The organism is Undibacterium sp. TJN25 (assembly GCF_049339885.1).
GTDB lineage: Bacteria > Pseudomonadota > Gammaproteobacteria > Burkholderiales > Burkholderiaceae_D > Undibacterium.
Genome location: NZ_JBMPPM010000013.1, coordinates 109,571 through 134,894, shown reverse-complemented (window position 1 = coordinate 134,894; position 25,324 = coordinate 109,571). Strand labels below are relative to the sequence as shown.

Below are 25,324 nucleotides of genomic sequence, written 5' to 3'. Positions count from 1 at the left end.
TTTGCTTCCGCTTATTGCTTCCGCTTATTGTTCCCGCACCCAGGTCTGCGTGCGGCCAAACAAAGGTGCGCCTATGTAGCCGCGCACATTCAATTTCTTGTTGTTTTCAATGACGCTCAGCTTGCTGTTATATAGCTTGCCGTTGGAGGGGTCGAGAATCTTGCCGCCGGAATATTCATCGCCGTCTTTTTTCAGGCCGGACAGAATGGTCATGCCGATGATGGGCTGATCCTTGTTGGCGCCGCTGCACTGATCGCATTTCGGATTCTTGTCTGCATCGGGTTCGGTGAACAGCTTCTCTATCTTGCCCTGCAGTTCGCCGCCGGATTCGGTAATGCGTATCAGCGCTTTCGGCTTACCCGATTTGTCGTCTATGCTCTTCCACAGGCCCACTGGAGTAGAAGCAGCATCTTCCGCATGGGCGACGTAGGCGCACAGCGTCAGCGCGGATAAGGTGAAGAATGCGCATTTTTTTGCTAGTCGTTTCATGGTGTCTCCTTCTTTTATTGATCCTGAAAACGATTGTACGCGGCAGAAACTTATGCCGCGTACAATTTTTTAGAGTACCTGCTTTAATAAGCGGTGCGGATCAGGAGCTCAGCCTGCCGGCATTCAGGCTGCGGGCAGCTTGGCAAACTGCTCGCGCAATTTTTCCAGCGTTGCAGAGAAGCCTGCCACACGTTCTTTCTCTTGAGCGACTACGGCAGCCGGAGCACGAGCGACAAACCCCTCGTTGCCCAGCTTCGCTTGCGCCTTGGCAATTTCGGCGTCCAGGCGGGCAATTTCCTTGCTCAGGCGCTCGCGCTCCGCGGCAACGTCGATTTCCACCTTCAGCATCATCTTTGCATCGCCGACCACCGATACCGGCGCCGGAGATTCCGGCAAGGCATCCAGCACCTGTACTTCGGACAATTTAGCCAGCGCCTGCAGATAAGGGGCAAAGGCCTGCATCCTCAGCTTGTCTTCCGCATTGGCGGCCTGCAGCAGCAAAGGCACGCGTACGGCAGGCGACAACTGCATCTCGCCGCGCAGGTTGCGGCAAGCGTCCGTCATCGCTTTCAATGCAGACATCCAGCCTTCTGCCTGCTCGTCGATTTTCTCCGGTTGCGACACCGGATACGCCTGGCGCATGATGGAGTCGCCGGCCGGGTCGATCTTGCGGCCAGACAGCGGCGCGACGGTTTGCCACAGTGCTTCCGTGATGAAAGGGATCACCGGATGCGCCAGACGCAGCGTGGTTTCAAGTACGCGCAGCAAGGTGCGGCGTGTGGCGCGCTGCTGTGCTTCGCTGCCGTGCTGTATCTGTACCTTGGCTACTTCCAGGTACCAGTCGCAATATTCATCCCAGACAAACTTGTAGATGCTGGAGGCGATATTGTCGAAGCGGTAGTCGGCAAAACCCTTGGCGATATCGGCTTCCGTGCGCTGCAGCGTAGAGACTATCCAGCGGTCTGCCTGCGAGAAATCCAGGTAGGTGCCGGCGGCGCATACTTCTGCCGAATGCTCTTCCAGTCCGCAATCCTTGCCTTCGGTATTCATCAGCACGAAGCGGGTCGCATTCCACAGCTTGTTGCAGAAGTTGCGGTAGCCTTCGCAGCGGCCCAGGTCGAAGTTGATGTTGCGGCCCAGTGATGCATAACTCGCCATCGTGAAGCGCAGCGCGTCGGTGCCGTAGGCGGTAATGCCGTCGGCAAATTCCTTGCGCGTGGCTTTTTCTATCTTCGTCGCGTCTTTCGGGTTCATCAGGCCGGTGGTGCGCTTGGCAACCAGTTCGTCCACGGTGATGCCGTCGATCAGGTCGATAGGGTCCAGCGTATTGCCTTTGGACTTGGACATCTTCTGGCCGCTGGAATCGCGCACCAGCCCGTGCACATACACGGTATCGAACGGCACCTTGCCGGTGAAGTGCGCAGTCATCATGACCATGCGCGCTACCCAGAAGAAAATGATGTCGAAACCGGTAACCAGCACCGAAGACGGCATGAACAGCTTCAGGTCCGGCGTTTCATCGGGCCAGCCCAGCGTGGAGAAAGGCACCAGCGCGGAGGAGAACCAGGTGTCCAGTACGTCGTCATCGCGTTTCAGTTCGCCGTTGTAGCCTTGCGCGGCAGCCTTGGCTTTTGCTTCCTCTGCATTGCGCGCCACGAATACCTGACCGTCATCGCCGTACCATGCCGGGATCTGGTGACCCCACCACAGCTGGCGCGACACGCACCAGTCCTGGATATTGTTGAGCCACTGATTGTAGGTGGTGCTCCAGTTTTCAGGGACAAATTTGATTTCGCCGCTGGCGACTTTTTCCAGCGCCACTTCGGCGATGGATTTGCCGGGGGAAAAAGTACCTTCCGGCGCCGGCTTGCTCATTGCCATGAACCACTGATCCGTCAGCATCGGTTCCAGCACGACACCGGTGCGGTCGCCTCGCGGCACTTGTAGCTTGTGCGGCTTGACCTGTTCCAGCAGGCCCAGTGCATCGAGGTCGGCCACGATCTGTTTGCGGGCAACGAAGCGGTCCAGGCCCTGATACTTGGCCGGGGCCTGGTCGCTGATCTTCGCTTCCAGCGTCAGGATGCTGATTTTTTCCAGGTTATGGCGCTGGCCTATCGCATAATCGTTAAAGTCATGCGCAGGCGTGATCTTCACGCAGCCGGTGCCGAATTCCTTGTCGACGTATTCATCCTTGATGATGGGAATTTCGCGGTCGGACAAAGGCAGCTTGAGCATCTTGCCAACCAGGTGCGCATAGCGCTCATCGGTCGGGTCCACCGCCACGGCAACGTCGCCCAGCATGGTTTCAGGACGCGTGGTGGCGACGGTGATGCTACCGCTGCCATCCGCCAGCGGATAGCGGATGAACCACATCGAACCATCTTCTTCTTCCGACTGCACTTCCAGGTCGGATACCGCAGTGCCCAGCACCGGGTCCCAGTTCACGAGCCGCTTGCCGCGGTAGATCAGGCCCTGCTCTGCGAGGCGGACGAATACTTCGGTCACCACCTTGGAGCGCGGCGCATCCATCGTGAAATATTCACGCTGCCAGTCGGCGGAGGCGCCCATGCGACGCATCTGGCCGGTGATCGTGGAGCCTGATTTTTCCTTCCATTCCCACACTTTTTCCAGGAATTTTTCACGGCCCAGGTCATGGCGCGAGATTTTTTGCGCATCCAGTTGGCGCTCGACGACGATCTGGGTCGCGATGCCCGCATGGTCGGTGCCGGGTATCCATGCCGTGTTATGACCGCGCATGCGGTAGTAGCGCGTCAGGCCATCCATGATGGTCTGGTTGAACGCATGGCCCATGTGCAGCGTACCGGTGACGTTCGGCGGCGGCAACTGTATGCTGAAAGACGGTTTGGCGGCGTCCATGGTGGCGGTGAAATATCCGCGCTTTTCCCACTCGCTGCGCCAGTATTGTTCTATTTCTGCAGGCTCGAAAGACTTGGCTAATTCCATAATGTGTCGTTGGTGATGAGGTATAGGCTAAACCATTGATTATATATGCTAAATAGTCATAAACGGCTATTTACAGGCAGCCGGCTTGCCCTGCAAGAAACTTTTTACTTACGTATCTGCTGATGGAGCTCATCCGACATTTTCTTATCGCGCCGCGCCAAAAGACTTTATAATTCGGACTTCGCGATGGTTCATCTCACATCGCGAAAAAATGCTAGGGGTCCTGGCGAACACATACGTGTTTGGCCGGGTGAGAAATACCCTTGAACCTGATCTGGATAATGCCAGCGAAGGGAAGCAAGACTGTGCGCGGCCATCCGTCCGCCATGGTCGCCTCCCAAGCTGCTCACACTTGGGAGCGCTATGAACGCCAATCCGAAATTTTTGTCTGCCACCGCCGAGGTGGATGCCGCCGCAGTACAACCGCTGCCGAATTCCCGAAAAATCTATGTACAAGGCAGTCGGCCTGACATCCGCGTGCCCATGCGCGAGATCAGCCAGTCCGATACGCCTGCCTCGTTCGGGGCGGAAAAGAACCCGCCCATCTACGTGTACGATACTTCCGGGCCTTACACCGACCCCGATGCGCAGGTTGATATCCGCTCCGGCCTGGCGTCGGTGCGCGGCGCGTGGATTGCCGAAAGAAACGATACCGAAGAACTGCCCGGGCCTTCTTCCGAATACGGCATGGAGCGCCTGAACGACGCCAGGCTTGCCGAACTGCGTTTCAACCTGAAACGCAAGCCGCGCCGAGCGCTGGATGGCAGAAATGTCACGCAAATGCACTATGCCAGACGAGGCATCGTCACGCCGGAAATGGAATATGTGGCGATACGCGAGAACCTGCGCCGCAGGGAATACCTGGAAAACCTGAAAGCCTCGGGCCCCATGGGCCACAAGCTGGCCGACATGATGGGCCGCCAGCACCCCGGCCAGTCTTTCGGCGCCTCCATCCCGGCGGAAATCACACCCGAATTCGTGCGCGACGAGATCGCACGTGGCCGTGCAATCATCCCTGCCAATATCAACCACCCGGAAGTGGAGCCGATGATCATCGGCCGCAATTTCCTGGTCAAGATCAATGCCAACATCGGCAACTCCGCAGTGACTTCGTCGATAGGCGAAGAAGTGGAAAAAATGACCTGGGCGATACGCTGGGGCGGCGACAATGTGATGGACCTGTCCACCGGCAAGCACATCCATGAAACCCGCGAGTGGATAGTGCGCAATTCGCCGGTGCCTATCGGCACGGTGCCGATTTACCAGGCACTGGAAAAGGTCAACGGCAAGGCTGAAGACCTGACCTGGGAGATTTATCGCGACACGCTGATCGAGCAGGCAGAGCAGGGGGTCGACTACTTCACTATCCATGCCGGCGTGCGGCTGCAGTATGTGCCGCTGACGGCCAAACGCATGACCGGCATTGTGTCGCGCGGCGGTTCCATCATGGCCAAATGGTGTCTCGCACACCATAGGGAAAGCTTCCTGTATGAGCATTTTGAAGATATTTGCCAGATCATGAAGGCCTATGACGTGTCCTTCAGTCTCGGCGACGGCCTGCGCCCCGGGTCCATCTACGATGCGAATGACGAAGCGCAACTGGGTGAGCTGAAGACTTTGGGCGAGCTGACGCAGATCGCATGGAAGCATGACGTGCAGGTCATGATAGAAGGCCCCGGCCACGTGCCCATGCATCTGATCAAGGAAAACATGGATCTGCAGCTGGAAGCCTGCCACGAAGCGCCTTTTTATACGCTGGGGCCGCTGACGACCGACATCGCTCCCGGCTACGACCATATCACTTCCGGCATAGGCGCTGCGCAGATAGGCTGGTATGGCACGGCAATGCTGTGCTATGTCACGCCGAAAGAGCATCTGGGTTTGCCAAACAAGGCCGACGTCAAGGACGGCATCATCACCTATAAGATTGCTGCCCACGCCGCTGACCTGGCCAAAGGCCACCCCGGCGCGCAGATACGGGACAACGCGCTGTCCAAAGCCAGGTTTGAATTCCGCTGGGATGACCAGTTCAACATCGGCCTGGATCCGGACAAGGCACGCGAATTTCATGACGAGACGCTACCGAAGGATTCCGCCAAGGTTGCCCACTTCTGCTCGATGTGCGGCCCGCATTTCTGTTCGATGAAGATCACGCAGGAAGTACGCGACTACGCAGCCAAGCAGGGCATCTCCGAAATCGCTGCATTGAAGCAGGGGATGGAAGTGAAGGCCGTTGAGTTCATCAAGTCCGGTGCTGAACTGTATCGCAAGCAATAGCGAGGCGGATATGGAGATTGAACTGAACGGTGCAGCCCATCAGATACCCGAGGGGCAGAGTTTATCCGAGCTGGTGACGGCGCTGAGTTTATCCGGCCAGGCAATAGCGGTGGCGGTAAATCGCTCCATCGTTGCGAGGTCATTGTGGCAGGTGCATATTTTGCAGAGCAAGGACAAGGTGGATGTAGTGCGTGCTATCGGGGGCGGTTAAAAAATCCGGCCCTTAAAGACCTGGCAGCCTGGTTGTTGTCGGTTTTGACCTTAATCCGCTGGGAACGCCTAGGTGACGAAGCAAGAAAAAGTGAGTGGCTGCCGGGCCATCCCCGGCCTGTATCGACGAAGTGGAACCTGGTTATTAAACCATCCCTTCGAAAGCCCTAAAGAATCAACAGGAAAAATTATGCCAAATGATATACAAGCATCCGGCCTGACAATCGCTGGAAAAACCTACAAATCCCGCCTGCTGGTAGGCAGCGGAAAATACAAGGACCTGGATCAAACCAGGCTCGCCACCGAAGCCAGCGGCGCGGAGATCATCACCGTGGCGATCCGCCGCGTCAACATCGGCCAGGACCCGAACGCGCCCAGCCTGCTGGATGCGGTGCCGCCCAGCAATTACACGATCCTGCCGAACTCGGCCGGCTGCTACAACGCCGAGGATGCGGTATATACGCTGCAACTGGGGCGTGAACTGCTGGGTGGGCAGAAGCTGTGCAAGCTTGAGGTACTGGGCGATGAAAAGACCTTATTTCCGAATATGCCGGAAACACTGAAGGCGGCAAAGACGCTGGTCAGCGAAGGTTTCGAGGTCATGGTGTATTGCAGCGATGATCCCATCCAGGCGCGCATGCTGGAAGACATAGGCTGTGTCGCCGTGATGCCGCTGGCGTCGCTGATCGGCTCCGGCATGGGCATATTGAATCCGTGGAACCTGTCGCTGATCATCCAGCAGGCTCGCGTGCCGGTGCTGGTGGATGCCGGCGTCGGTACCGCATCGGATGCGGCGATTGCAATGGAACTGGGTTGCGACGGCGTGCTGATGAACACGGCAATCGCCGGGGCACAGGACCCGGTGCGCATGGCGCGCGCAATGGGGCTGGCCGTGGAGGCCGGGCGCGAGGCCTGGCTGGCGGGCCGCATGGCGAAACGCTTCAGCGCATCGCCGTCGTCGCCGATGGCAGGGCGCGTGGTCTGATGCAGGCCTTGCCGCCGCCGCAGCGAGCTTGTGTGCTGGTGTTCGCCGGTAGCGATCCCAGCGGCGGCGCCGGCATACAGGCTGACGTGCAGGCGGTCGCTGCGCAGGGTGCGCATGCGCTGACTGTGGTCACGGCGTTGACGGTGCAGGATAACAACCGCGTGTATGCCATACACGCGGTCGAAACGGCACTTGTTATCGCACAGGCTCAGACGCTGCGCGCGGCTATTCCCATCGCCGCGGTCAAGCTTGGTATTGCCGGCAACCGTGCCAATGCTCAGGCTATCGCGGAATTCATCCGTGGGCTGAAATTGGAACAACCTGGCCTGCCAGTGGTGCTGGACCCGGTGCTGGGCAGCGGCAATGGCGATGCGCTGGCTGTGGATGATGCTTTGCATACGGTCGCTCCGCTGCTGGAGGTGGCAACGCTGATTCTGCCGAATCTGCCCGAGGCCGCGCGGCTGTGCGCGCAAGCCGGCACGCCGCTGCGGCAAGCACAACTGCTGCTGCAGTATGGATGCGAAGATGTGCTGATCAAGGGCGGGCATGGCAGTGGCCCCGCGGTCAGCAATTTGTGGCTGCATGGGAGCCAGGCCGGGGACTGGCGCAGGGAGTGGCAATGGCCGCGGCTGCCGGGGGAGTTCCACGGTAGCGGCTGCACGCTGGCGTCGGCAGTGGCGGGCCAGTTGGCAATGGGCCGCAGCATCGAAGAGGCGCTGCATGCTGCGCAGGCATATTGCCAGCTGGCGCTGGCCAAGGCTTACCCTATCGCCGGCGGACAGTGGATGCCGGCGAGGACATGAACGGAATGGATATGGAACATATACTCAGAGGCTTGTACATCGTCACTCCTGACTGGGATGATACCGAAAAACTACTGGCAGTCACCGAGCAGGCACTGCTGGGAGGCGCGGCGGTGGTGCAATACCGCCACAAGTTTGCGGACGAAATGCTCAGGCGGCAGCAAGCCGGCGGCTTGCTGGAGCTTTGCCGGCGCTACGGGCGCAGCTTCATCGTCAACGACCATGTCAATCTCTGCCTGGAGCTGGATGCGGACGGCATCCACGTGGGCGGCACCGATGCATCGGTAGCCGAGGTGCGCATGCGTGCCGGCAAGGATAAGATTGTCGGCGCCTCCTGTTATGGCGACATGCAGCTGGCGCACCTGGCCCGCGACACCGGCGCCAGCTACGTTGCTTTCGGCGGTTTTTATCCTTCGAGAGTGAAGAAATACGCGGTGACGACACCGGTCAGCATTATTGCACTGGCCGGTTCCGAGATCGCCCTGCCGAATGTCGTTATCGGCGGCATGACGGCGGAAAACGCGCGGCCGCTGGTGACGGCAGGCGCGGACATGGTCGCCGCGATCAGCAGCGTCTACATGGCGGAAGATCCGCAAGCGGCGGCGCGGGCGTTTGCCGATCTGTTTGCCCCCGCCTAGCCTAAACGGCTTGCAGCAAGGCTAGCTGCAGAAGTATTTTCTCCTTCAATGCAGGCGTTGTCTGCTGCATCGGTGAACGCAGTACATCCTCGATGCGGCCTTGTGCCGCCAGTGCCGCTTTCAGGGGCGCCGGATTGGGTTCTTCGAACAGTGTGCAAATGAGAGGCAGCAGATGGTAAAAAATTTCCCGGGCCTGGATGATGTCGCCGCTTTCCATGAGCCGGGCTACGCGCACAAACAGTTCCGGACACAGATGGGCGGAGGCAATAATGGCGCCGGCGCCGCCCAGACTCAGATGGCTCAGCAACTGGTGGTCTTCGCCAGTGAGTACATAGAGCTGGCGGTCGGCGATCAATTGCATCGTCGCCTGCAGGCTGCCGCCACAATCCTTGATCGCAACGATGCGTTCATGCCCTGCCAGCACGCGTATCGTATCCAGCTCCATATCGACGCCGGTCCGATAGGGAATATTGTAAAGGACGATTGGGATGCGGGAGGCGTTTGCTATTGCATGGAAATACTCGATGATGCCGGCTTGCGAAGGACGTATGTAGTAGGGCGGCGTCACCAGCAGGCCGGCGACGGGGCGCTGCTGTAGCAACTGCAGGCGCTGCAGAACCTGCTGCAGGTTGTTGCACGACAGGCCCATGACTATGTTGTCTGCGGGTACGACTGCCAGCACGGCATCCAGCACCTGCAACTGCTCCTCAGCGCTCAGTGCCGCCGCTTCCCCGGTGGAGCCGCAAACGACGAGGCCTGAAACGCCGGCCTCCATCAGTGAGCAGGCCATCTCCTGCAAGGCGGGGATATCTATTGCTGCAGTCGTTGTTGCTGCTGCCGTTGCTGCTGTTGTTATAAAAGGGGTCGCCAGCGCTACCCAAATGCCTGTAAAACTTGCCATCTTATTCTCCAGATTGACCGACTAAGTCGCTGCAGAAGAGTCTGACAAGATTTTTGCTAAGGGAGTATCCGTGGATTGCCGTTCCTTGCGTGTCCTGTCAGCCCATCTGACAGGACAGCACGCCCCGGTCAGATGAGCGTCTGTTTCTTTGCCTTGCCAAAGACGAAAACCGGCACCGGACTATGGCAGCCCAAGTTGGCGGTACGGTCTTTGGAAAGAAGAATCATTGTTGTATGCGGCAAAAAGTAAATTGTCTTGCGGATTAGTGTCTTTGATTATCGCTGCCGGTGCCGCCGGCGTCAATCCCTTGTGGTCCTTGTGTTTATTGCGTACAGCGCATCTGTAATGCATTAGCGGCGGCATCGCAAGGGACTCAGCGCACGGGTGACCGTGTCCTGATCCCAATCCTTGCTGAACAAGGCCTCGGCACGGTGGGCTAGAAAATCCTGCACGCCGGCATCGCATAAATGCGGCTGCACGTCTTTCAGCGCAAGGATCAGCTCCGGCGTCAGCCGGTCCAGCACCGGGCGCACGTCGCGGACCAGGTTGGGAGGATTGACGAATGGCTCCCGCTGCTGAGACCGCCATTGCGCATGCAGCCGGTTTTGCACGATCTTGCCTGCATCGAATTGGGACTGGAAAAAATCACCGGCCAGGCTGGGGTCGAGGCCTTCCTGCCGCGCCCTCAGGCCTATATCGTTGAGTATCTGCTTCTCCCGCTGCGGGTCGTCAATGGCGGCGCCGGAATTCCACTTGCTTTTTGCCACCAGCGGCGCCACGGCCAGTCTTTCGTCCATCAGCAGCGCCAGATGCCGGATCGCGGCTTCCTCCGCGTCGGCGCCGGGAAGCGTAGAGGCCGATGTGCAGGTGCAGGCGCCGAGTTGCAGCAGGAGGGCGATGGACAGTGCAAACAGTGCTGTTGCAAGGGGTTGGCGGCTGGAAAGCATGGCGGGAGCAATATAAAAATCGGGTCAGGCCACAGTATAAACGTGGATGGGCCTGCTGGGCTGCACGGGCATGTAGCGGCCCTGTCCCTTCATGCGTCAGCCCAGCGCCCCCGGGAACGAGCACATAAACTGCCGACCGTGCCGCACTCCCGTATAATCTTGGAATGCAAAATCTTCTCCATAACCTGAACCCGGAACAGCTTGCCGCTGTGACGCTGCCTGCGCAGTCCGCGCTGATCCTGGCCGGCGCCGGATCCGGCAAGACCCGCGTCCTGACCACCCGCATCGCCTGGCTGGTGCAGACAGGACAGGTATCGGCCAACGGCATCCTGGCGGTGACCTTTACCAATAAGGCCGCCAAGGAAATGCTGATGCGGCTGTCGGCCATGCTGCCGATCAATACCCGGGGCCTGTGGATAGGCACTTTCCACGGCCTGTGCAACAGATTGCTGCGCGCGCACCATCGCGACGCCGGTTTGCCGCAGACTTTCCAGATACTCGATTCTGCCGATCAGTTGTCCTTCATCAAGCGCCTGCTGAAAGCGAACAATGTCGATGATGAAAAATATCCGCCGCGCACGCTGATGTATTTCATCAACGGCGCCAAGGACCGCGGCCTGCGTGCCGGCGAGGTGGAGGCCTACGACGAGATAGAGCGCAAGATGGTGGCGCTGTATGACCTGTACGACCAGCAATGCCAGCGCGAAGGCGTCGTCGATTTCGCCGAACTGCTGCTGCGCTGTTATGAACTGCTGAGTCGCAACCAGCCGCTACGGGAGCACTACCAGTCCCGTTTCCGGCATATCCTGGTGGACGAATTCCAGGATACCAATGACCTGCAATACAAGTGGCTGAAACTGCTGGCAGGCGAACATGGCGCAGTTTTCGCGGTGGGGGATGACGACCAGAGCATTTACGCCTTCCGCGGCGCCAATGTCGGCAATATGTCCTCTTTCGAGCGTGAATTCCGTGTGCAGAACCTGATCAAGCTGGAGCAGAACTACCGCTCGCACGGCCATATCCTGGATGCGGCCAACACGCTGATCGCCAACAATAGCAAGCGGCTCGGCAAGAACCTGCGCACCGACGCCGGCCATGGCGAACAGGTGCGGGTCTACGAATCCACCAGCGATATCCAGGAAGCGCAATGGATCGTGGAGGAAGCCAAGAACCTGATACGCGAGGGTTCGCTGCGCAGCGAGATCGCGATACTGTACCGTTCCAATGCGCAGTCACGCGTTATCGAGCACTCGCTGTTCACGTCCGGTATTCCTTACCGTGTGTACGGTGGGCAGCGCTATTTTGAGCGGGCCGAGATCAAGCATGCGATCGCCTATCTGCAACTGATGGACAATCCGCATAATGATTCTGCTTTCCTGCGTGTCGTCAACTTCCCGGCGCGCGGCATAGGCGCGCGTTCGCTGGAGCAATTGCAGGATGCGGCGAAACAGTATGGCATTTCGCTCTATGCGGCAGTGCCTTATGTGGCGGGCAAGGCGGGATCGTCGTTGTCTGCCTTTGTCAAGCTGATAGAGGGCGCGCGTTTCGAGACCCAGCAATTGCCTTTGCCTGAAATGGTGCAGATCGTACTCGAAGTCAGCAGCCTGATCGAGCATTACCAGAACGAAAAAGAGGGCGCCGACCGCATAGAAAACCTGGAGCAGCTGATCAATGCGGCCACGCTGTTCGTGTCCGAGGAAGGCTTCGGCCTGGATGCGCCGGCGCTGGCAGGGCCAGCCTCTCAGGCCACGCCGAATATCGTGACCATCGCCGACGGTGTGGAAATCATTGATGCGGACGCCGCATTGCCCGCGGTGATGTCGCCGCTGTCTGCGTTCCTGTCGCATGCATCGCTGGAGGCCGGTGATAACCAGGCACAAGCGGGCCAGGATGCCTTGCAACTGATGACGGTGCACTCCGCCAAGGGGCTGGAGTTTGATGCGGTATTCATCAGCGGCCTGGAAGAGGGCCTGTTCCCGCATGAGAATAGCGCCAAGGAAGAGGGCGGCGTTGAAGAAGAACGCCGGCTGATGTATGTGGCGATCACGCGGGCAAGGAAACGGCTGTATATGAGTTTCTCGCAAACCCGCATGCTGCATGGCCAGACCCGCTACAACATGCGTTCGCGCTTCTTTGACGAATTGCCGGAAGAGACGCTGAAGTGGCTGTCGCCTAAAATCCAGCCGCACTGGTTTGCCAATCCGAAATCGGCATGGGACGAGTCGCCCAGCACCGGCGCCAATACGATTGCGCAGAGTTTCAACAAGAATGCCTGGCGCATAGGAGAATCGGTATTCCATGCGAAGTTTGGCGAAGGCGTCATTGTGAATATTGAAGGCAGCGGCACCAATTCGCGCGCGCACATCAATTTCGGCCGCCATGGCATGAAGCTGCTGGATCTGAGCATCGCCAAGCTGGACAAGATTCCCGGCTAGGTGCATGCGGCTTTGTTGGGGCATCGGGGAGAGCGTTGATATAAAATCTGCTGAACCCGGCAGATGACACCTAAGGAAAGAAATGGATAGTGCCCGCCTTATCGAATACGCCGGCGCTGCAATCTTTGCGCTGGCGGTATTGCATACCTTCTCTACCAAGAAATTTTTGCATCTGGCGCATACCAGCCAGAACCATGCCGGTCTCTGGCACCTGCTGGGCGAGGTGGAGGTGGTATTCGGATTCTGGGCCTTTATCCTGGTGGGCTTCATCGCCGTAGCGGCCACGCCCAAGGCTGCCATCGGCTACCTGGAGGCGCAGAATTTCACCGAGCCGCTGTTCGTATTTGCGATCCTGACCATTGCCGGCACGCGACCCATCCTGCATTCGGTGCAGGCGCTGGTCAGCTGGATAGGCAGGGTGCTGCCGTTGCAGCAGTCAGTCAGCTCTTATTTCCTTTGCCTGTCGCTGGTGCCTTTACTGGGCTCCTTCATTACCGAGCCGGCGGCCATGACGCTGGCCGCTCTGATGCTGCGTGACCGTTTTTACACGCAGGACATTTCGCCGCGGCTTAAATATGCGACGCTGGGTGTATTGTTTGTGAACATCTCGATCGGCGGCGTGCTGACGCCATTTGCCGCACCGCCGGTGCTGATGGTAGCGGACAAGTGGGGCTGGAACATCGCGTTCATGTCGAGCGTGTTCGGCTGGAAAGCGGCTTGCGCGGTGATCGTTAATGCACTGGCGATCACGCTGGCGTTCCGCAGGGATCTGGCAAATGTTCCCGACGTAAGCGGCGCGGCACAAGGCGAGCGCATGCCATTGACCGTCATCGCGGTGCATTACCTGTTTCTTGCCGCGACGGTGGTGTTTGCCCACTATCCGGTCGTGTTCATGGGCTTGTTCCTGTTCTTCCTGGGATTCACCGATGCCTACAAGCGCTACCAGGACAAGCTGATGCTGCGCGAAGGCCTGCTGGTGGCGTTCTTCCTGGCCGGCCTCGTGGTTCTGGGCGGCAAGCAGCAATGGTGGCTGCAGCCTATCCTGGCCGGCATGGATTCCACAGTGCTGTTCTTCGGGTCGATGGGGCTGACCGCGATTACCGATAATGCGGCGCTTACCTATCTGGGGTCGCTGGTGGAGGGCATGTCGGATGCCGCCAAATATGCGCTGGTGGCCGGCGCGGTTGCCGGTGGCGGCCTGACGGTGATCGCCAATGCGCCCAATCCGGCAGGCTTTGCCATTCTCAAGGATTATTTTGAAGGCGAAGGCATCAGTCCGCTGGGTTTGCTGCTGGCTGCGCTTCTGCCTACTGCCGTGGCTGCATCCTGTTTTCTGCTGCTTTGATTGCTGCGTTGGTCGCTGATATATGTGGCTGTTATGACGTAATACGACTACAGGAATTACCTGTAATCACACGTAATATGCAGTAGCAGTCATTACCCTGGCCATTGCCTTCATCACTGCGTGCACCGGCGGCGGCATGCTGCTCGCACCCAGCGCTGCTGCCGCAGCGCCGTGCGCAATTTCATCGGTGCGCATTTTATCGACAATCGCGCGCGATTTGGCATCGTCTGCCGGCAGTTTTTCCAGGTGGCTTTCCAGGTGTGCTTCCACCTGGCGTTCGGTTTCAACCACAAAGCCGAGGCTGGCCTGGTCGCCGCAGCGCGCGGCAATTGCGCCGCAGGCGAATGCCCCTGTATACCACAAGGGGTTCAGCAGGCTGGGGCGCGAACCCAGTTCCTGCAGGCGCTGTGCAGTCCATGCCAGATGGTCTTCTTCTTCCATGCCTGAGTGCATAAACTGGCGCTTCACTTCTTCGGAGTTTGAAAACAGGCTCTGTGCATCGTACAAAGCTTGTGCGCACACTTCTCCCACATGGTTGATCCGCATCAGTCCGGCGCTATGCCGCTTGTCCTCGTCCGACAGCGCATCATGCGATATATCAGCGGCAGGGTTGGCGCGGCTCGCGGCGGCCTGGCCGGACACCACGCGCAAGGCGCGGTCAAATCCCAGTACCAGTTGATCCAGATTGAATGGCAGCATGATGTGTCAGGCGTGAAGACGAAGAGCGTATTGTAAGTTAAGCCGCTGCTTTGCTGCTGCCCGGCATCTACTTTCCACAGTATGGGAAAACAAACCATGTTCTGAGATATGGTCAAAAAAATCGCACCGATGTGCTTTAAATTGCATTGAAGCTAATGAAATTAGCATGTTTTTTGATATAAAATTATTAAAAAGATAATGGTAAAAGTGTTGTTTGTTGCGATAACGCCACATAAAATTCGCCTCATTTTGAATGGCAACAAATTCTCTTTGCCCTAATTCACTTAATTTGTTTCAATGGAATCAGCTTCTTTATCAGCCGGTACCGGGGTCCTGGCAAGACTGAATGCTGCATAAGTAAATTGATGTAGATAGTATGCAATCAATTGACAATATTATAATTTTGGAGACAATTTCAATGAAGAAATCGCTATTGGCATTTGCAATCCTTAGTGCATTCGCTGCTACAGCATCTGCACAGTCCTCAGTCACTATCTACGGTTCCATCGATGCAGGTGTCCGCAATCAGACTAACGTCGATGCGGCAGGCAACAGCAAGCTGTCCATGGGCTCTAACGGTACCTACAACTCCAATCGTCTGGGTTTCAAAGGTATAGAAGACCTGGGTAGCGGCATGAACGCCCACTTTGTTCTGGAATCCGGTTTTAATACGGCTACCGGTTCTTATGACACCCCTACCACTGCGTTTAACCGTTCTGCATTTGTCGGTGTCACCGGCGATTTCGGCAACCTTGACCTCGGTCGCCAATACTCACTGGCGTTTAAAATTATCGGTACTTATGAACCGTTTAACTATAAATTCCCAGCCATTACTTCCCCTGTTGCCGGCGTAGCATTGTTCTACCCTGCAACGTTCAGCGGCGGCGGTGCGACACGTTTCAACAACGATGCTCAATACACGGCTGTATTTGGCGGCTTGAGGACAAGCATCGAATACGCTCTGGGTGAAGTCGCAGGCGACACTAACCGCAATGCAGTCAAAGCGATTTCCGTTGGCTACACAACCGGACCTTTCAACGTTGGCGGCCTGTACATGAATACCGACATCGCCGGCCTGAAAAATAAATACTGGACCCTCGGCGGTGCTTATTCGCTGAATGGCTTCCGCGTTTCTGCCGGTTACGTCAAAGAGAAACAGGAAACTGTCGTCAATATCGATGCAGAACAAAAATCCTACTGGGGCGGCGTCAGCTACGTAGTCACTCCGCAAATCGAATTGACTGGTGCTTACTATGTAACAGATGCACATACTTTTGTGTCTCCTGCTGCAGGCGTAGTCGACAGCAAGCGTAAAAATCTGGTGATCGCCGGTACTTATGCCTTGTCCAAACGCACCAACCTGTATCTGGAAGCGGACAACAAGAAAATCACTGGTCCATTGTTCCAATTGGGAACAAAAACTTCACAAACAGGTATCTCCACAGGTATCACCCACCTGTTCTAAGCTGAGCCTCGCTTGAACCCTTGCCGGGTTCAAGCGAATGTCATGAACAGCAAAGCCTCGCGTTCGCGGGGCTTGTTTATTGCTGACACAATGTTGCCCTATGGAAACCGAATGTGCTTTCAGTACGTGTCATCAAGCGGCACCAGCCAGCTGGCATTGAGTTGTCGAAATAATAAATTAGTTCTTTAATTTCGATTAAATTTCGCGATTTTCTCGCGTATTCCTTCCATTGCGACGCAGCAATAATATGTCATATTCTTGTCATAATCGTAATTTTACGTTGTGATTTAGAGACATACCCTCCCTCCAAACGGTGCAAAAGCCAAATTAGCTTTGCTGCAAAACCGTATCTTTGGTCAAATACGTTAACTTCTGTTTAGCAGTCTTGTTCGTTTTGAAGTATGAGCTGGGTTTTGCAACGTATTAAACAAATAAGCTTTTCGCAGAGCCTTCGCTTACTGTAGTTCATGTCAACATGAAAACCTTTGGAGAAATATCAATGAAAAAATCACTACTAGCTCTGTCAGTACTGGCTGCATTCGCAGGCGTTGCTCACGCACAATCCTCCGTAACAATCTACGGTGTTGTGGATATGGCTATCCAGCACGAAAGCGGCGCAAGTAAAAACGGTGCTACTACAGCGCTGGACAGCGGCGAACAATCTGGTTCCCGTCTGGGCTTTAAAGGTACTGAAGATCTGGGCGGCGGTTTGAAAGCCATCTTTGATTTGGAAATGGGTATCAATGCAGATAACGGTACATCCTCCCAAGGTGGTCTGGCTTTCGGCCGTCAAGCATGGGTAGGTCTGGCTGGTGCATTCGGTTCCGTGACTATGGGCCGTCAATACGCTCCTATCTTTATCGCAACTGACACTATCGATCCATGGGATGCTGGTTTCAACAGCACCGGCGGCGGCCCACAAGCTGGCGTAGGTACATCCACTGGCGGCTTGCTGGGTATGTTCGGTACACCGTTCCGTACTAACAACACAGTCAACTACACAACTAACGACCTGAGCGGCTTCACAGGTTCCGCAGCTTACAGCTTCGGCGAAGTTGCTGGCGACAATTCCGCTTCCCGTCAAATCGGTTTGTCCGGCACATACGCTGCTGGCCCGATCGTTGGTACTGTTGCTTACCACAAAGCAAATGACGCAGCAGGTTTCGCCAAGAAAATCCTGTTTGTCGGTGGTATCTATGACTTCACAGTCGCTAAATTGCACGCTGCTTATGGCAAAACGACAACTGACCTGAACACAGTCGATACTAAAGCCTGGATGCTGGGTACTACAGTTCCTTTCGGTGCAGCGACATTCATCGCAACGTACACACACGTCAAAGACAATACTAAAGCCAATGAAAACAAAGGCGACCAGTATGCAATCGGCGGTACTTATGCTTTGTCCAAGCGTACTAACTTTTACACCAACTACGCTTACACCAAGAATGATGCGAACTCCAACGCAGGCAATCTGGCTTATGCTCCTGGCGTAAATGACAAACTGGTCAACTTCGGTATCCGTCACAAGTTCTAATTGACGGTTCGGATAGCGGCAGGCTCAGGCCTGCCGGTACCAGCTATAAAAAAAGCACCCTCGGGTGCTTTTTTTTATTTTCCGGGCTATGGCATTTTATTCAGGTCGCCATAGAAGGGAGCCTGGTGTCAGTTCAGCAACTCGTAGGCGCCGCCTTTTTCCAGCGCGCGCTGGTAAGCAGGCAGTGCGTGGATGCGTTTTAGCCAGGCCATCAGCTGAGGGCGGCTGGCATCCAGGCCGCCGCGTGCCGCCGCTGCTTCCAGCGGAAAACTCATCTGTATGTCGGCTGCGGAAAATTGGCTGCCGGTGAACCATCCGGTTTTTGCGATCTCTGCTTCCATATAATCGAGCTGGCGCGTAATTTGAGGCTGGATAAATGCACCTTTGACTTTTTGCGCGATGCCGCGCGCAATCGGGCGGATGAAAAAAGGCATGGGGCCGGTTTCTATGCGGTCGAAGATCAGCTTCAGCAGCAGCGGCGGCATCGCCGAGCCTTCGGCGAAATGCAGCCAGTACGTATACTTCAGCCTTTCCGGTGTACCGGCTGCCGGAATCAGCGGGCCCTGGCCATAACGTTCCAGCAGATATTCGACGATGGCGCCGGATTCAGCCACCGTCACGTCGCCATCAACAATGACCGGTGATTTCCCCAGCGGATGCACGGCCTTTAACGAGGCAGGCGCCAGCATGGTCTTGGGATCGCGTTCATGGAATTTGATCTCGTAGGGGATGCCCAGTTCTTCCAACAACCATAGTATGCGTTGCGAGCGGGAATTGTTCAGGTGGTGGACGATGATCATGCGTATCCTGGAAATGAGAAAAGCTTAAACGAAAGAGATGTTCAGGCCGGGCAGCGTTACGCCTGAAAATGCCGTGGACCAGGTTTGCCCCGCCGCCACGGGATAGGCATCGGTCCAGGTGCCCGTCGTGATGATCTCGCCTGCCAGCAGGCCGGGAAATTGCGGCTGGGTCTTCAGCAATTGATGCAGGTGCCAGATTGCGTGCAGCGGGCTCTCCATGACATTGCTGCCGTAACCGGCACCCAGCAACTGGCCGTCGCACGAAAGGGAAACGCTGGCATTCGCCATGACATCGGCAAGGTGATGGCGGGTAGCACTGGACAGCAGGCGCGGTTCGCCTATCAGTAGCGTGCCATGCAAACCAAAGGCAGCGATGGCGTCGGCTGCTTCAAACTTCCAGTCGGGAAAAGGGCACACCACAATTTCCACACCGTGCGCCATCCATTCCAGGCATTCCGCCAGCTCTTCGAAACTGGCATCGGGCGAAGGCGTATGGCCGAGCTTGACGACGACTTCCGGCTCTATCCTCGGCCGCATGGCGCCAGCCAGGCTCTGTACGGTAAAGGCCTGATCAAGATAGCGCACCGTGCTGTCAAACAGCGTGGACCACATGGGCGCCGTAATCGGATCTTTTTCGCCATACTTCGGCCACAGCGTACTGTTGGTAAAGCCCAGTTTGCGCCCGACTGCTATCTCGCCTTCGGCGGTGCGTATGGTGTCCAGGCTTTTGGCAATATCATAAGCATCGGCGATACTCAGATTGGTCTCGGACGTAATAAGGTTCAGCGACCGTGAATGTGCCCTTGCCTCCAGGAACTGGTAGGCATAGCGGTCTGCGAGGGAGGACATGAGCATGGCGGAACGCTTAGCTTAGAATTTTAAGTGAAGTGCCATTGTGTGCGACGCATGCATAATGTGCAAGCCCAAAGCAGCGGCGGAAATTTTATCGGCTGTCATCGCTATAAGCTTTCGTTAGGAATTTATCAAGCTGATTGGCAAACGCCTGCCGGTCGGCATTGCTGAATGCCGCCGGCCCGCCGGTCTCCACGCCGCTGCTGCGCAGCTCTTCCATGAATTGCCGCATGCTCAGATATTCGCGGATGTTGTCCGCGGTATAAAAAGAACCGCGCGGATTCAATGCATGTCCGCCTTTCTGCAATACGTCGGATGCTAGCGGGATATCGCCGGTCACCACGAGGTCGCCGGCCTGCATCCTGCGCACAATCTCATTGTCCGCGACGTCAAACCCAGCAGCTACCTGCATCGCCTTGATATATCGGGAGGGCGGCACCGGCAGCAGACGATTTGCTACCAGGGTGACATGAATCTTCCAGCGCTCCGCCGCGTGAAACAATATCTGTTTAATGGGATTGGGACAGGCGTCCGCATCGACCCAGATTTGCATGGCTTCCGGTTTTGTTTCGGGCACATTGGCGGACATGTCATTCTTTTCGGTGCAATTTTTCGCCATCAAGGTAGATGATGGGAAAGTGAGAAGAGGTTCAAAAAAACGAGGCGCGGCAAAAAATATTTGCACAATCCGTTACAAATTTTCAGCGATAACGTTGCAAACCTTGAACAAAACGCGCGCAAAAAAATGGCACGGTTGTGCGAATACTTCAGGGGCAAACTGCGCGTAGGAAGCTCCGTTTGCCAGCAGGCATTCTTTGCTTGCGGCTATTAAAACAGTTCGGACCTATCCACCCCACAGTTCGCCGTTGGCGCCGGTCTTTGGTGCGGTAACGCCGAAATGCTGGTAGGCGCTCGGCGTTGCAATGCGGCCGCGCGGTGTGCGTTGCAGATAGCCCTGCTGTATCAGGTAGGGTTCCAGCACGTCTTCTATCGTGTCGCGTTCTTCGCCTATGGCTGCGGCCAGATTATCCAGACCCACCGGCCCTCCGCCGAATTTGAACAGCACCGCTTCCAGTAGTTTCCTGTCCATCAGGTCGAAGCCGACCGGGTCTACATCCAGCATGATCAGCGCCGCATCGGCGATGGCTTTTGTGATCTCGCCGTTGCCTTTCACTTCGGCATAGTCCCTCACACGGCGCAACAGGCGGTTGGCAATCCGCGGTGTGCCGCGTGCCCTTTGTGCGATCTCGCGCGCGCCATCCGGCTGTATCGGTGCATGCAGCAGCGAAGCGGAACGGGTGACGATCTTGGTCAGCTCTGCTGCCGTGTAAAATTCCAGCCGTGCCACGATGCCGAAGCGGTCGCGCAGCGGATTGGTCAGCATGCCGGCACGCGTGGTGGCGCCCACCAGCGTGAACGGCTGCAGGTCCAGCTTTACCGAACGCGCAGCAGGTCCTTCGCCTATCATGATATCGATCTGGTAGTCTTCCAGCGCCGGATACAGGATTTCTTCAACGACCGGCGACAGGCGATGGATCTCGTCAATGAACAGTACGTCATTGGCCTCAAGGTTCGTCAGCAGCGCTGCCAAATCACCGGCGCGTTCCAGGACCGGACCGGAAGTCTGGCGCAGGTTGACGCCCATTTCACGCGCAATGATATGTGCCAGCGTGGTCTTGCCCAGGCCCGGCGGGCCGAACAGCAAGGTATGGTCCAGCGCCTCGCCGCGGTTGCGCGCGGCGGCGATAAAAATCTCCAGCTGGCCTCGAATCTTTTCCTGGCCTACATATTCCTCCAGCTGCTTGGGGCGCAGCGCGCGCTCTATCGCCTCTTCCTGCGGAGAAGAGGGCGTGGGCGCTATGATGCGCTGTTCGGAGAAATTATCGGTCTGGATGCTCATGCGCCATTATCCCTTTGAAAGAGATTTCAATGCCAGCTTAATCCCCTCGGACACACCGGTGCCGTCCGGGATTTTCTTGACGGCCATCAGTGCTTCCTTATCTGAGTAGCCCAGCGCCAGCAGTGCGTTCAACACGTCGGAACTATGGTCGCTGGCGATGGCGCCGCCGCTGACCGCACCCAGGTCGGCGCCCAGCTTGCCTTTTAGCTCCAGCAGCAGGCGCTCAGCAGTTTTCTTGCCTATGCCAGGCACCCTGGTCAGCCGTCCTGCTTCCTGCAGCGTGATTGCCTGCGCCAGATCTGCCACCGACATGCCGGACAAGATGGAAAGCGCAGTCCGCGCCCCCACACCGCTGATCTTGATCAACTGGCGGAACACGCTGCGCTCTTCTGCCGTGCCGAAGCCGAACAGGATGTGGGCGTCTTCTCGTATCGTCAGGTGGGTCAGCAGCACCACTTTTTCGCCCAGGCCCGGCAAATTATAGAAAGTGCTCATCGGCACATCGATCTCATACCCGACGCCCTGGCAATCAACCACCAGCTGAGGGGGATTCTTTTCCAGCAACAGACCAGAGATACGACCTATCATTGCGAGCTCATCCTAAAAATAATGCTTAGAATGATACAGGATAGAAGTCCGTTATTTGCGATACTACTGGAAATTTAATCAGGCTTTAGGCTGTTTAAAAACCGTATCCGGCTCTCGACTATTGCTTTTAAAGTAAGCCGATAGCACTGAGCGCCGGCTTGCTGCGCTTTTAACCTTAATTTGTGGGCTCAAACTGAAATGCCTTTGCTTCCCTTGCACCAAAGAATAGAAGAATCCAGCTTCAGCGCCTTACCCGCGTCGCAAACGCTGCTGCATGACGGCTGGCTCGTCCGCATGGCGCGCGGAGGGCCAAAGCGGGCGAACTCAGTCAATCCGCTGGCGCCATCCAGCCTCCCTTTGGAGCAGAAATTCCGCTACTGCGAAGCGCTGTTTGCGCGGCAGGACATCCCGCTGACCTTCCGGTTGACCGGGCATGCGCACAACGACGTGCTGGATATATTCCTGGAACAAAAAGGGTTGGCGCGGATAGACGACAGCCTAGTGATGACAAGCAGCCTCGGCGACCTGCCGCCCGCTCCAGCCATCTACCGCGAACTCGATGCGGACGCCTGGTTCGCTCAGATGCAAAGGCTGGACAACGCGTCGCCGGCAAGAAAAGCCAAGCATGTCGAATTGCTGAAAATGCTGGCCTTGCCCGCGATTTACGGCAGCGTAGAGGGCGGCGCTGCGGCGGGTCTGGGTGTCATCGATGGCAAGTATGCCGGCATTTTCGATATTGCGACCGATCCCCTCGTGCGAAGGCAGGGCCATGGACGCGCATTGACAATAGGTATCTTGCAGGCTGCGAAGCAGGGCGGCGCCGACACTGCTTACCTGCAGGTCGTCGCGAGCAATATGCCCGCCATCCGCTTATATGAGTCGCTGGGATTTGTGGCAGCCTACCGCTACTGGTACCGCAGCCGCGCCTGACAACATTTGACGGTATCTGGCAAGCCTCAGCTTATCAACCTATCAGCCGCCCGGCGCGCACGCGTAAGCCGCGTTTGGCCAGTTCCGGTGCAATCGCGCCCAGGGTAGCCAGCGTATCGCCGCTATGCGCATGGCAGATGGCCACGCCCAATGCATCGGCCGCATCGCTTCCCGGCAGGCCGGGCAAGGACAGCAGGCGCTGCACCATGTCCTGCACCTGTTCTTTTTTTGCCTTGCCATGTCCGACGACGCCCTGTTTGACCTGCAGGGCGGTGTACTCCGCGACGGAGAGGTCAGCGCTTACTAGCGCACAGATTGCCGCGCCACGGGCCTGGCCTAGCAGGAGGGTGGATTGGGGGTTGACGTTGACGAAGACTTTTTCTATCGCCGAACAATCGGGGTTATAGGTGCGGATAATTTCGGAAACGCCAGCCAGGATGGTCTTCAAGCGTTCCGGCAAGGAGGCATCCTGCGTCTTAATCGTGCCGGAGGCGATATAGCCGAGCTTGCTGCCCTGCTTTTGGATAAGGCCGAAACCTGTAGTGCGCAGACCGGGGTCGATGCCGAGGATGATCATTGATGAAGAAATTCCCATTCTCTCCCGCTTGCGCGGGAGAGAGATGAAATAGGTTTAATGCCTGAAGTGGCGTATGCCAGTGTATACCATGACCACGCCGCGTTCATCGGCAGCATCGATCACTTCCTGGTCGCGCATGGAGCCGCCCGGATGGATCACGCAGGTAGCGCCGGCATCGACGACGACATCCAGACCATCGCGGAACGGGAAGAAGGCATCGGAAGCGACTGCAGAACCCGCCAGGCTCAGGCCGGCATTCTGCGCCTTGATTGATGCAATGCGGGCTGAATCGATGCGGCTCATCTGGCCGGCGCCGACGCCCAGCGTCATGCCGTTGCCGCAGAATACGATCGCATTCGATTTGACGAACTTGGCGACGCGCCATGCAAACATCAGGTCTTGCAGCTGTTGCGGAGTCGGCTGCAGTTTGGACACCACTTTCAATTCACCCACTGCGATGTTCTTTGCATCCGGCGCCTGCACCAGCAGGCCGCCGCCCACGCGTTTGAAGTCGTAGGCATTGACGGCATCACCGAGGCTGATTTCCAGCAGGCGCACGTTCTGCTTGGCAGCGAAAATCTGCTTTGCCTCCGCGGTGAACGAAGGCGCGATCAGCACTTCGACAAACTGCTTGGCAACGATCTCGGCGGCCTTGCCGTCCAGCTCGCGATTGAAGGCGATGATGCCGCCGAAAGCGGAGGTCGGGTCGGTCTGCAGGGCCTTGGAGTAGGCTTCAAAAGGCGTTTCGCCCAGCGCCACGCCGCAAGGATTGGCATGCTTGACGATCACGCAGGCGGACACGTCGAAGGACTTCACACATTCCCATGCCGCATCGGCATCGGCGATATTGTTATATGACAGTTCCTTGCCCTGCAGCTGCGTATAGTTGGCCAGTGCGCCCTTGGCCGGATTCAGCTCACGGTAGAAGGACGCGGACTGGTGCGGGTTTTCGCCGTAGCGCATTTCCTGCACTTTTTCAAAATGCAGGTTCAGGGTTTGCGGATAGCTGCTGCGGGTCGCATGCGACTTGTCTTCGCCCAGGCTGGTCAGGTAATTGGTGATGGCGCCGTCGTATTGCGCGGTATGCGCAAACACTTTTTTCGCCAGCGTGAATTTGGTGCCGTAGCTGACCGTGTTCTGGCTTGCCTTCATCTCATCCAGCACCAGCTGGTAATCCGCCGGGTCGCAGATGACAACCACGTCCTTGTGGTTCTTGGCGGATGAACGCAGCATGGTCGGGCCGCCGATGTCGATGTTTTCTATCGCGTCTTCCAGCGAGCACTCTTCCTTGGCGACAGTCTGCTGGAAAGGATAGAGGTTGACCACGACCATGTCTATCGTCGGGATGCCATGCTTGTCCAGTGCGGCCACATGCTCAGGAAAATCGCGGCGGGCCAGGATGCCGCCATGCACTTTTGGGTGCAGCGTTTTCACGCGGCCGTCCAGCATTTCCGGGAAGCCGGTGTAATCGGCGACTTCGGTCACGGGCAGGCCGTTGTCGGCCAATAATTTGGCGGTGCCGCCGGTGGACAGCAGCTTGACTCCCATGCCGGAAAGCGCGCGCGCAAATTCAAGGACGCCGGTCTTGTCGGATACGGAGATGAGGGCTTGTTTGATCATGGTGGTGAATGACGAGAGTGAAGGATGTTGTGCGGTTGCGTTATGTTCATCTTGCTTTATTTGCTACCGGGCTGCCTGCCGGGCTACCCTTGGCCTCGCGCCACCCGGATTACAACAGCCCGTGCTGCTGCAATTTCTTGCGCAAGGTATTGCGGTTGATGCCCAGCATGTCTGCCGCCTGCGACTGGTTGCTTTCAGCGCGCGCCATGACCATTTCCAGCATCGGTTTTTCCACTGCCAGGACAACCATGTCGTAGATGTTGGAGGCCGGTTGTTCCCCCAGGTCCCTGAAATATTTTTCCAGGTTCTTATGGACCGCTTCTTGGATACTGTCTTTGCTCATGCTTTTTTTCTATTGTTTGATT

At 57.0% G+C, this 25,324-nt stretch carries 23 protein-coding genes and 1 riboswitch; of the genes, 10 read left to right on the top strand and 13 right to left on the bottom strand.

From position 1 onward, the window contains the following. Positions 1-24: 24 nt before the first annotated feature. Complete coding sequence (locus tag ACO0LO_RS25610) at positions 25-489, bottom strand: DUF2147 domain-containing protein (RefSeq protein WP_422968764.1); 465 nt, start codon at positions 487-489, stop codon at positions 25-27. A 123-nt stretch (positions 490-612) separates the two neighbouring features. Then, positions 613-3,453, bottom strand: coding sequence for a valine--tRNA ligase (locus ACO0LO_RS25605; RefSeq protein WP_422968762.1), 2,841 nt, complete (start codon positions 3,451-3,453; stop codon positions 613-615). A gap of 206 nt (positions 3,454-3,659) precedes the next feature. Continuing rightward, a riboswitch (TPP riboswitch) is annotated at positions 3,660-3,766 on the top strand. 50 nt (positions 3,767-3,816) lie between these two features. Between ACO0LO_RS25605 and thiC the strand changes: the two genes are divergently transcribed. From thiC to thiE, 5 genes are all read left to right on the top strand, one after another. Further along, on the top strand, positions 3,817-5,730 hold the full coding sequence (gene thiC, locus ACO0LO_RS25600; protein ID WP_422968759.1) for a phosphomethylpyrimidine synthase ThiC: 1,914 nt from the start codon (positions 3,817-3,819) through the stop codon (positions 5,728-5,730). Positions 5,731-5,740: 10 nt separating this feature from the next. Next, positions 5,741-5,941 carry a sulfur carrier protein ThiS gene (gene thiS, locus ACO0LO_RS25595; RefSeq protein ID WP_422968757.1) on the top strand — a complete coding sequence of 67 codons (201 nt, stop codon included), beginning with the start codon at positions 5,741-5,743 and terminating at the stop codon, positions 5,939-5,941. 189 nt (positions 5,942-6,130) lie between these two features. Beyond that, positions 6,131-6,925, top strand: a complete 795-nt coding sequence (locus ACO0LO_RS25590; RefSeq protein WP_422968755.1) for a thiazole synthase — start codon at positions 6,131-6,133, stop codon at positions 6,923-6,925. Continuing rightward, a complete protein-coding gene (thiD, locus tag ACO0LO_RS25585) occupies positions 6,925-7,728 on the top strand; it encodes a bifunctional hydroxymethylpyrimidine kinase/phosphomethylpyrimidine kinase (protein ID WP_422968753.1) in 804 nt (267 codons plus the stop codon). Before ACO0LO_RS25590 ends, thiD begins: the two co-directional genes overlap by 1 nt. Before the next feature lie 11 nt (positions 7,729-7,739). Further along, positions 7,740-8,366 (top strand): thiamine phosphate synthase, encoded by a 627-nt coding sequence (gene thiE, locus ACO0LO_RS25580; protein ID WP_422968751.1) that lies wholly within the window; start codon positions 7,740-7,742, stop codon positions 8,364-8,366. Position 8,367: 1 nt separating this feature from the next. On the opposite strand, the gene dapA is transcribed toward thiE, so the two are convergent. Together dapA and aroQ are read right to left on the bottom strand one after the other, a co-directional pair. Then, positions 8,368-9,267 carry a 4-hydroxy-tetrahydrodipicolinate synthase gene (dapA, locus tag ACO0LO_RS25575; protein WP_422968749.1) on the bottom strand — a complete coding sequence of 300 codons (900 nt, stop codon included), beginning with the start codon at positions 9,265-9,267 and terminating at the stop codon, positions 8,368-8,370. A 350-nt stretch (positions 9,268-9,617) separates the two neighbouring features. Further along, complete coding sequence (gene aroQ, locus ACO0LO_RS25570) at positions 9,618-10,214, bottom strand: gamma subclass chorismate mutase AroQ (protein ID WP_422968747.1); 597 nt, start codon at positions 10,212-10,214, stop codon at positions 9,618-9,620. A 164-nt stretch (positions 10,215-10,378) separates the two neighbouring features. Here aroQ and ACO0LO_RS25565 point away from each other — a divergent pair, with 164 nt between their 5' ends. Both ACO0LO_RS25565 and ACO0LO_RS25560 read left to right on the top strand, forming a co-directional pair. Continuing rightward, the gene (locus ACO0LO_RS25565) at positions 10,379-12,649 is read left to right on the top strand and encodes a UvrD-helicase domain-containing protein (protein WP_422968745.1); all 2,271 of its coding nucleotides are present in this window, start codon (positions 10,379-10,381) and stop codon (positions 12,647-12,649) included. 82 nt (positions 12,650-12,731) lie between these two features. After that, on the top strand, positions 12,732-13,994 hold the full coding sequence (locus ACO0LO_RS25560) for a putative Na+/H+ antiporter (RefSeq protein WP_422968743.1): 1,263 nt from the start codon (positions 12,732-12,734) through the stop codon (positions 13,992-13,994). A 66-nt stretch (positions 13,995-14,060) separates the two neighbouring features. Here ACO0LO_RS25560 and coq7 read toward each other — a convergent pair whose 3' ends face one another. Further along, entirely contained in the window at positions 14,061-14,693 is a 633-nt protein-coding gene (gene coq7, locus ACO0LO_RS25555) for a 2-polyprenyl-3-methyl-6-methoxy-1,4-benzoquinone monooxygenase (protein ID WP_422968741.1), read from the bottom strand. A gap of 418 nt (positions 14,694-15,111) precedes the next feature. On the opposite strand from coq7, the gene ACO0LO_RS25550 reads away from it, so the two are divergent. Both ACO0LO_RS25550 and ACO0LO_RS25545 read left to right on the top strand, forming a co-directional pair. Beyond that, positions 15,112-16,158 carry a porin gene (locus tag ACO0LO_RS25550; protein ID WP_422968739.1) on the top strand — a complete coding sequence of 349 codons (1,047 nt, stop codon included), beginning with the start codon at positions 15,112-15,114 and terminating at the stop codon, positions 16,156-16,158. A 499-nt stretch (positions 16,159-16,657) separates the two neighbouring features. After that, the gene (locus tag ACO0LO_RS25545) at positions 16,658-17,692 is read left to right on the top strand and encodes a porin (protein WP_422968737.1); all 1,035 of its coding nucleotides are present in this window, start codon (positions 16,658-16,660) and stop codon (positions 17,690-17,692) included. 128 nt (positions 17,693-17,820) lie between these two features. Here the strand turns inward: ACO0LO_RS25545 and ACO0LO_RS25540 are convergent, their stop codons facing one another. The 5 genes from ACO0LO_RS25540 to ruvA form a co-directional block, all read right to left on the bottom strand. Next, positions 17,821-18,492 (bottom strand): glutathione S-transferase family protein, encoded by a 672-nt coding sequence (locus tag ACO0LO_RS25540; RefSeq protein WP_422968735.1) that lies wholly within the window; start codon positions 18,490-18,492, stop codon positions 17,821-17,823. A gap of 24 nt (positions 18,493-18,516) precedes the next feature. Further along, a complete protein-coding gene (locus tag ACO0LO_RS25535) occupies positions 18,517-19,347 on the bottom strand; it encodes a 2-keto-4-pentenoate hydratase (protein ID WP_422968733.1) in 831 nt (276 codons plus the stop codon). An 88-nt stretch (positions 19,348-19,435) separates the two neighbouring features. Continuing rightward, positions 19,436-19,897, bottom strand: coding sequence for a YaiI/YqxD family protein (locus ACO0LO_RS25530; RefSeq protein WP_422968818.1), 462 nt, complete (start codon positions 19,895-19,897; stop codon positions 19,436-19,438). Between the two features lie 291 nt (positions 19,898-20,188). Further along, positions 20,189-21,244, bottom strand: coding sequence for a Holliday junction branch migration DNA helicase RuvB (gene ruvB, locus ACO0LO_RS25525; protein ID WP_422968731.1), 1,056 nt, complete (start codon positions 21,242-21,244; stop codon positions 20,189-20,191). 6 nt (positions 21,245-21,250) lie between these two features. Further along, the gene (gene ruvA, locus ACO0LO_RS25520; protein ID WP_422968729.1) at positions 21,251-21,832 is read right to left on the bottom strand and encodes a Holliday junction branch migration protein RuvA; all 582 of its coding nucleotides are present in this window, start codon (positions 21,830-21,832) and stop codon (positions 21,251-21,253) included. Between the two features lie 198 nt (positions 21,833-22,030). Between ruvA and ACO0LO_RS25515 the strand changes: the two genes are divergently transcribed. Beyond that, positions 22,031-22,762 carry a GNAT family N-acetyltransferase gene (locus ACO0LO_RS25515; protein ID WP_422968727.1) on the top strand — a complete coding sequence of 244 codons (732 nt, stop codon included), beginning with the start codon at positions 22,031-22,033 and terminating at the stop codon, positions 22,760-22,762. A 34-nt stretch (positions 22,763-22,796) separates the two neighbouring features. On the opposite strand, the gene ruvC is transcribed toward ACO0LO_RS25515, so the two are convergent. The 3 genes from ruvC to ACO0LO_RS25500 form a co-directional block, all read right to left on the bottom strand. After that, a complete protein-coding gene (gene ruvC / locus ACO0LO_RS25510; protein WP_422968816.1) occupies positions 22,797-23,339 on the bottom strand; it encodes a crossover junction endodeoxyribonuclease RuvC in 543 nt (180 codons plus the stop codon). Between the two features lie 54 nt (positions 23,340-23,393). Then, positions 23,394-24,959 carry a bifunctional phosphoribosylaminoimidazolecarboxamide formyltransferase/IMP cyclohydrolase gene (purH, locus tag ACO0LO_RS25505; RefSeq protein WP_422968725.1) on the bottom strand — a complete coding sequence of 522 codons (1,566 nt, stop codon included), beginning with the start codon at positions 24,957-24,959 and terminating at the stop codon, positions 23,394-23,396. 109 nt (positions 24,960-25,068) lie between these two features. Beyond that, positions 25,069-25,302, bottom strand: coding sequence for a helix-turn-helix domain-containing protein (locus ACO0LO_RS25500; RefSeq protein ID WP_325392452.1), 234 nt, complete (start codon positions 25,300-25,302; stop codon positions 25,069-25,071). Between the last annotated feature and the right edge of the window lie 22 nt (positions 25,303-25,324).

Bases quoted from the DNA above. Each gene is read 5' to 3' on its own strand.
- ACO0LO_RS25610 (WP_422968764.1), bottom strand. From the start codon at position 489: ATGAAACGACTAGCAAAAAAATGCGCATTCTTCACCTTATCCGCGCTG.
- ACO0LO_RS25605 (WP_422968762.1), bottom strand. From the start codon at position 3,453: ATGGAATTAGCCAAGTCTTTCGAGCCTGCAGAAATAGAACAATACTGG.
- thiC (WP_422968759.1), top strand. From the start codon at position 3,817: ATGAACGCCAATCCGAAATTTTTGTCTGCCACCGCCGAGGTGGATGCC.
- thiS (WP_422968757.1), top strand. From the start codon at position 5,741: ATGGAGATTGAACTGAACGGTGCAGCCCATCAGATACCCGAGGGGCAG.
- ACO0LO_RS25590 (WP_422968755.1), top strand. From the start codon at position 6,131: ATGCCAAATGATATACAAGCATCCGGCCTGACAATCGCTGGAAAAACC.
- thiD (WP_422968753.1), top strand. From the start codon at position 6,925: ATGCAGGCCTTGCCGCCGCCGCAGCGAGCTTGTGTGCTGGTGTTCGCC.
- thiE (WP_422968751.1), top strand. From the start codon at position 7,740: ATGGAACATATACTCAGAGGCTTGTACATCGTCACTCCTGACTGGGAT.
- dapA (WP_422968749.1), bottom strand. From the start codon at position 9,267: ATGGCAAGTTTTACAGGCATTTGGGTAGCGCTGGCGACCCCTTTTATA.
- aroQ (WP_422968747.1), bottom strand. From the start codon at position 10,214: ATGCTTTCCAGCCGCCAACCCCTTGCAACAGCACTGTTTGCACTGTCC.
- ACO0LO_RS25565 (WP_422968745.1), top strand. From the start codon at position 10,379: ATGCAAAATCTTCTCCATAACCTGAACCCGGAACAGCTTGCCGCTGTG.
- ACO0LO_RS25560 (WP_422968743.1), top strand. From the start codon at position 12,732: ATGGATAGTGCCCGCCTTATCGAATACGCCGGCGCTGCAATCTTTGCG.
- coq7 (WP_422968741.1), bottom strand. From the start codon at position 14,693: ATGCTGCCATTCAATCTGGATCAACTGGTACTGGGATTTGACCGCGCC.
- ACO0LO_RS25550 (WP_422968739.1), top strand. From the start codon at position 15,112: ATGAAGAAATCGCTATTGGCATTTGCAATCCTTAGTGCATTCGCTGCT.
- ACO0LO_RS25545 (WP_422968737.1), top strand. From the start codon at position 16,658: ATGAAAAAATCACTACTAGCTCTGTCAGTACTGGCTGCATTCGCAGGC.
- ACO0LO_RS25540 (WP_422968735.1), bottom strand. From the start codon at position 18,492: ATGATCATCGTCCACCACCTGAACAATTCCCGCTCGCAACGCATACTA.
- ACO0LO_RS25535 (WP_422968733.1), bottom strand. From the start codon at position 19,347: ATGCTCATGTCCTCCCTCGCAGACCGCTATGCCTACCAGTTCCTGGAG.
- ACO0LO_RS25530 (WP_422968818.1), bottom strand. From the start codon at position 19,897: ATGCAAATCTGGGTCGATGCGGACGCCTGTCCCAATCCCATTAAACAG.
- ruvB (WP_422968731.1), bottom strand. From the start codon at position 21,244: ATGAGCATCCAGACCGATAATTTCTCCGAACAGCGCATCATAGCGCCC.
- ruvA (WP_422968729.1), bottom strand. From the start codon at position 21,832: ATGATAGGTCGTATCTCTGGTCTGTTGCTGGAAAAGAATCCCCCTCAG.
- ACO0LO_RS25515 (WP_422968727.1), top strand. From the start codon at position 22,031: ATGCCTTTGCTTCCCTTGCACCAAAGAATAGAAGAATCCAGCTTCAGC.
- ruvC (WP_422968816.1), bottom strand. From the start codon at position 23,339: ATGATCATCCTCGGCATCGACCCCGGTCTGCGCACTACAGGTTTCGGC.
- purH (WP_422968725.1), bottom strand. From the start codon at position 24,959: ATGATCAAACAAGCCCTCATCTCCGTATCCGACAAGACCGGCGTCCTT.
- ACO0LO_RS25500 (WP_325392452.1), bottom strand. From the start codon at position 25,302: ATGAGCAAAGACAGTATCCAAGAAGCGGTCCATAAGAACCTGGAAAAA.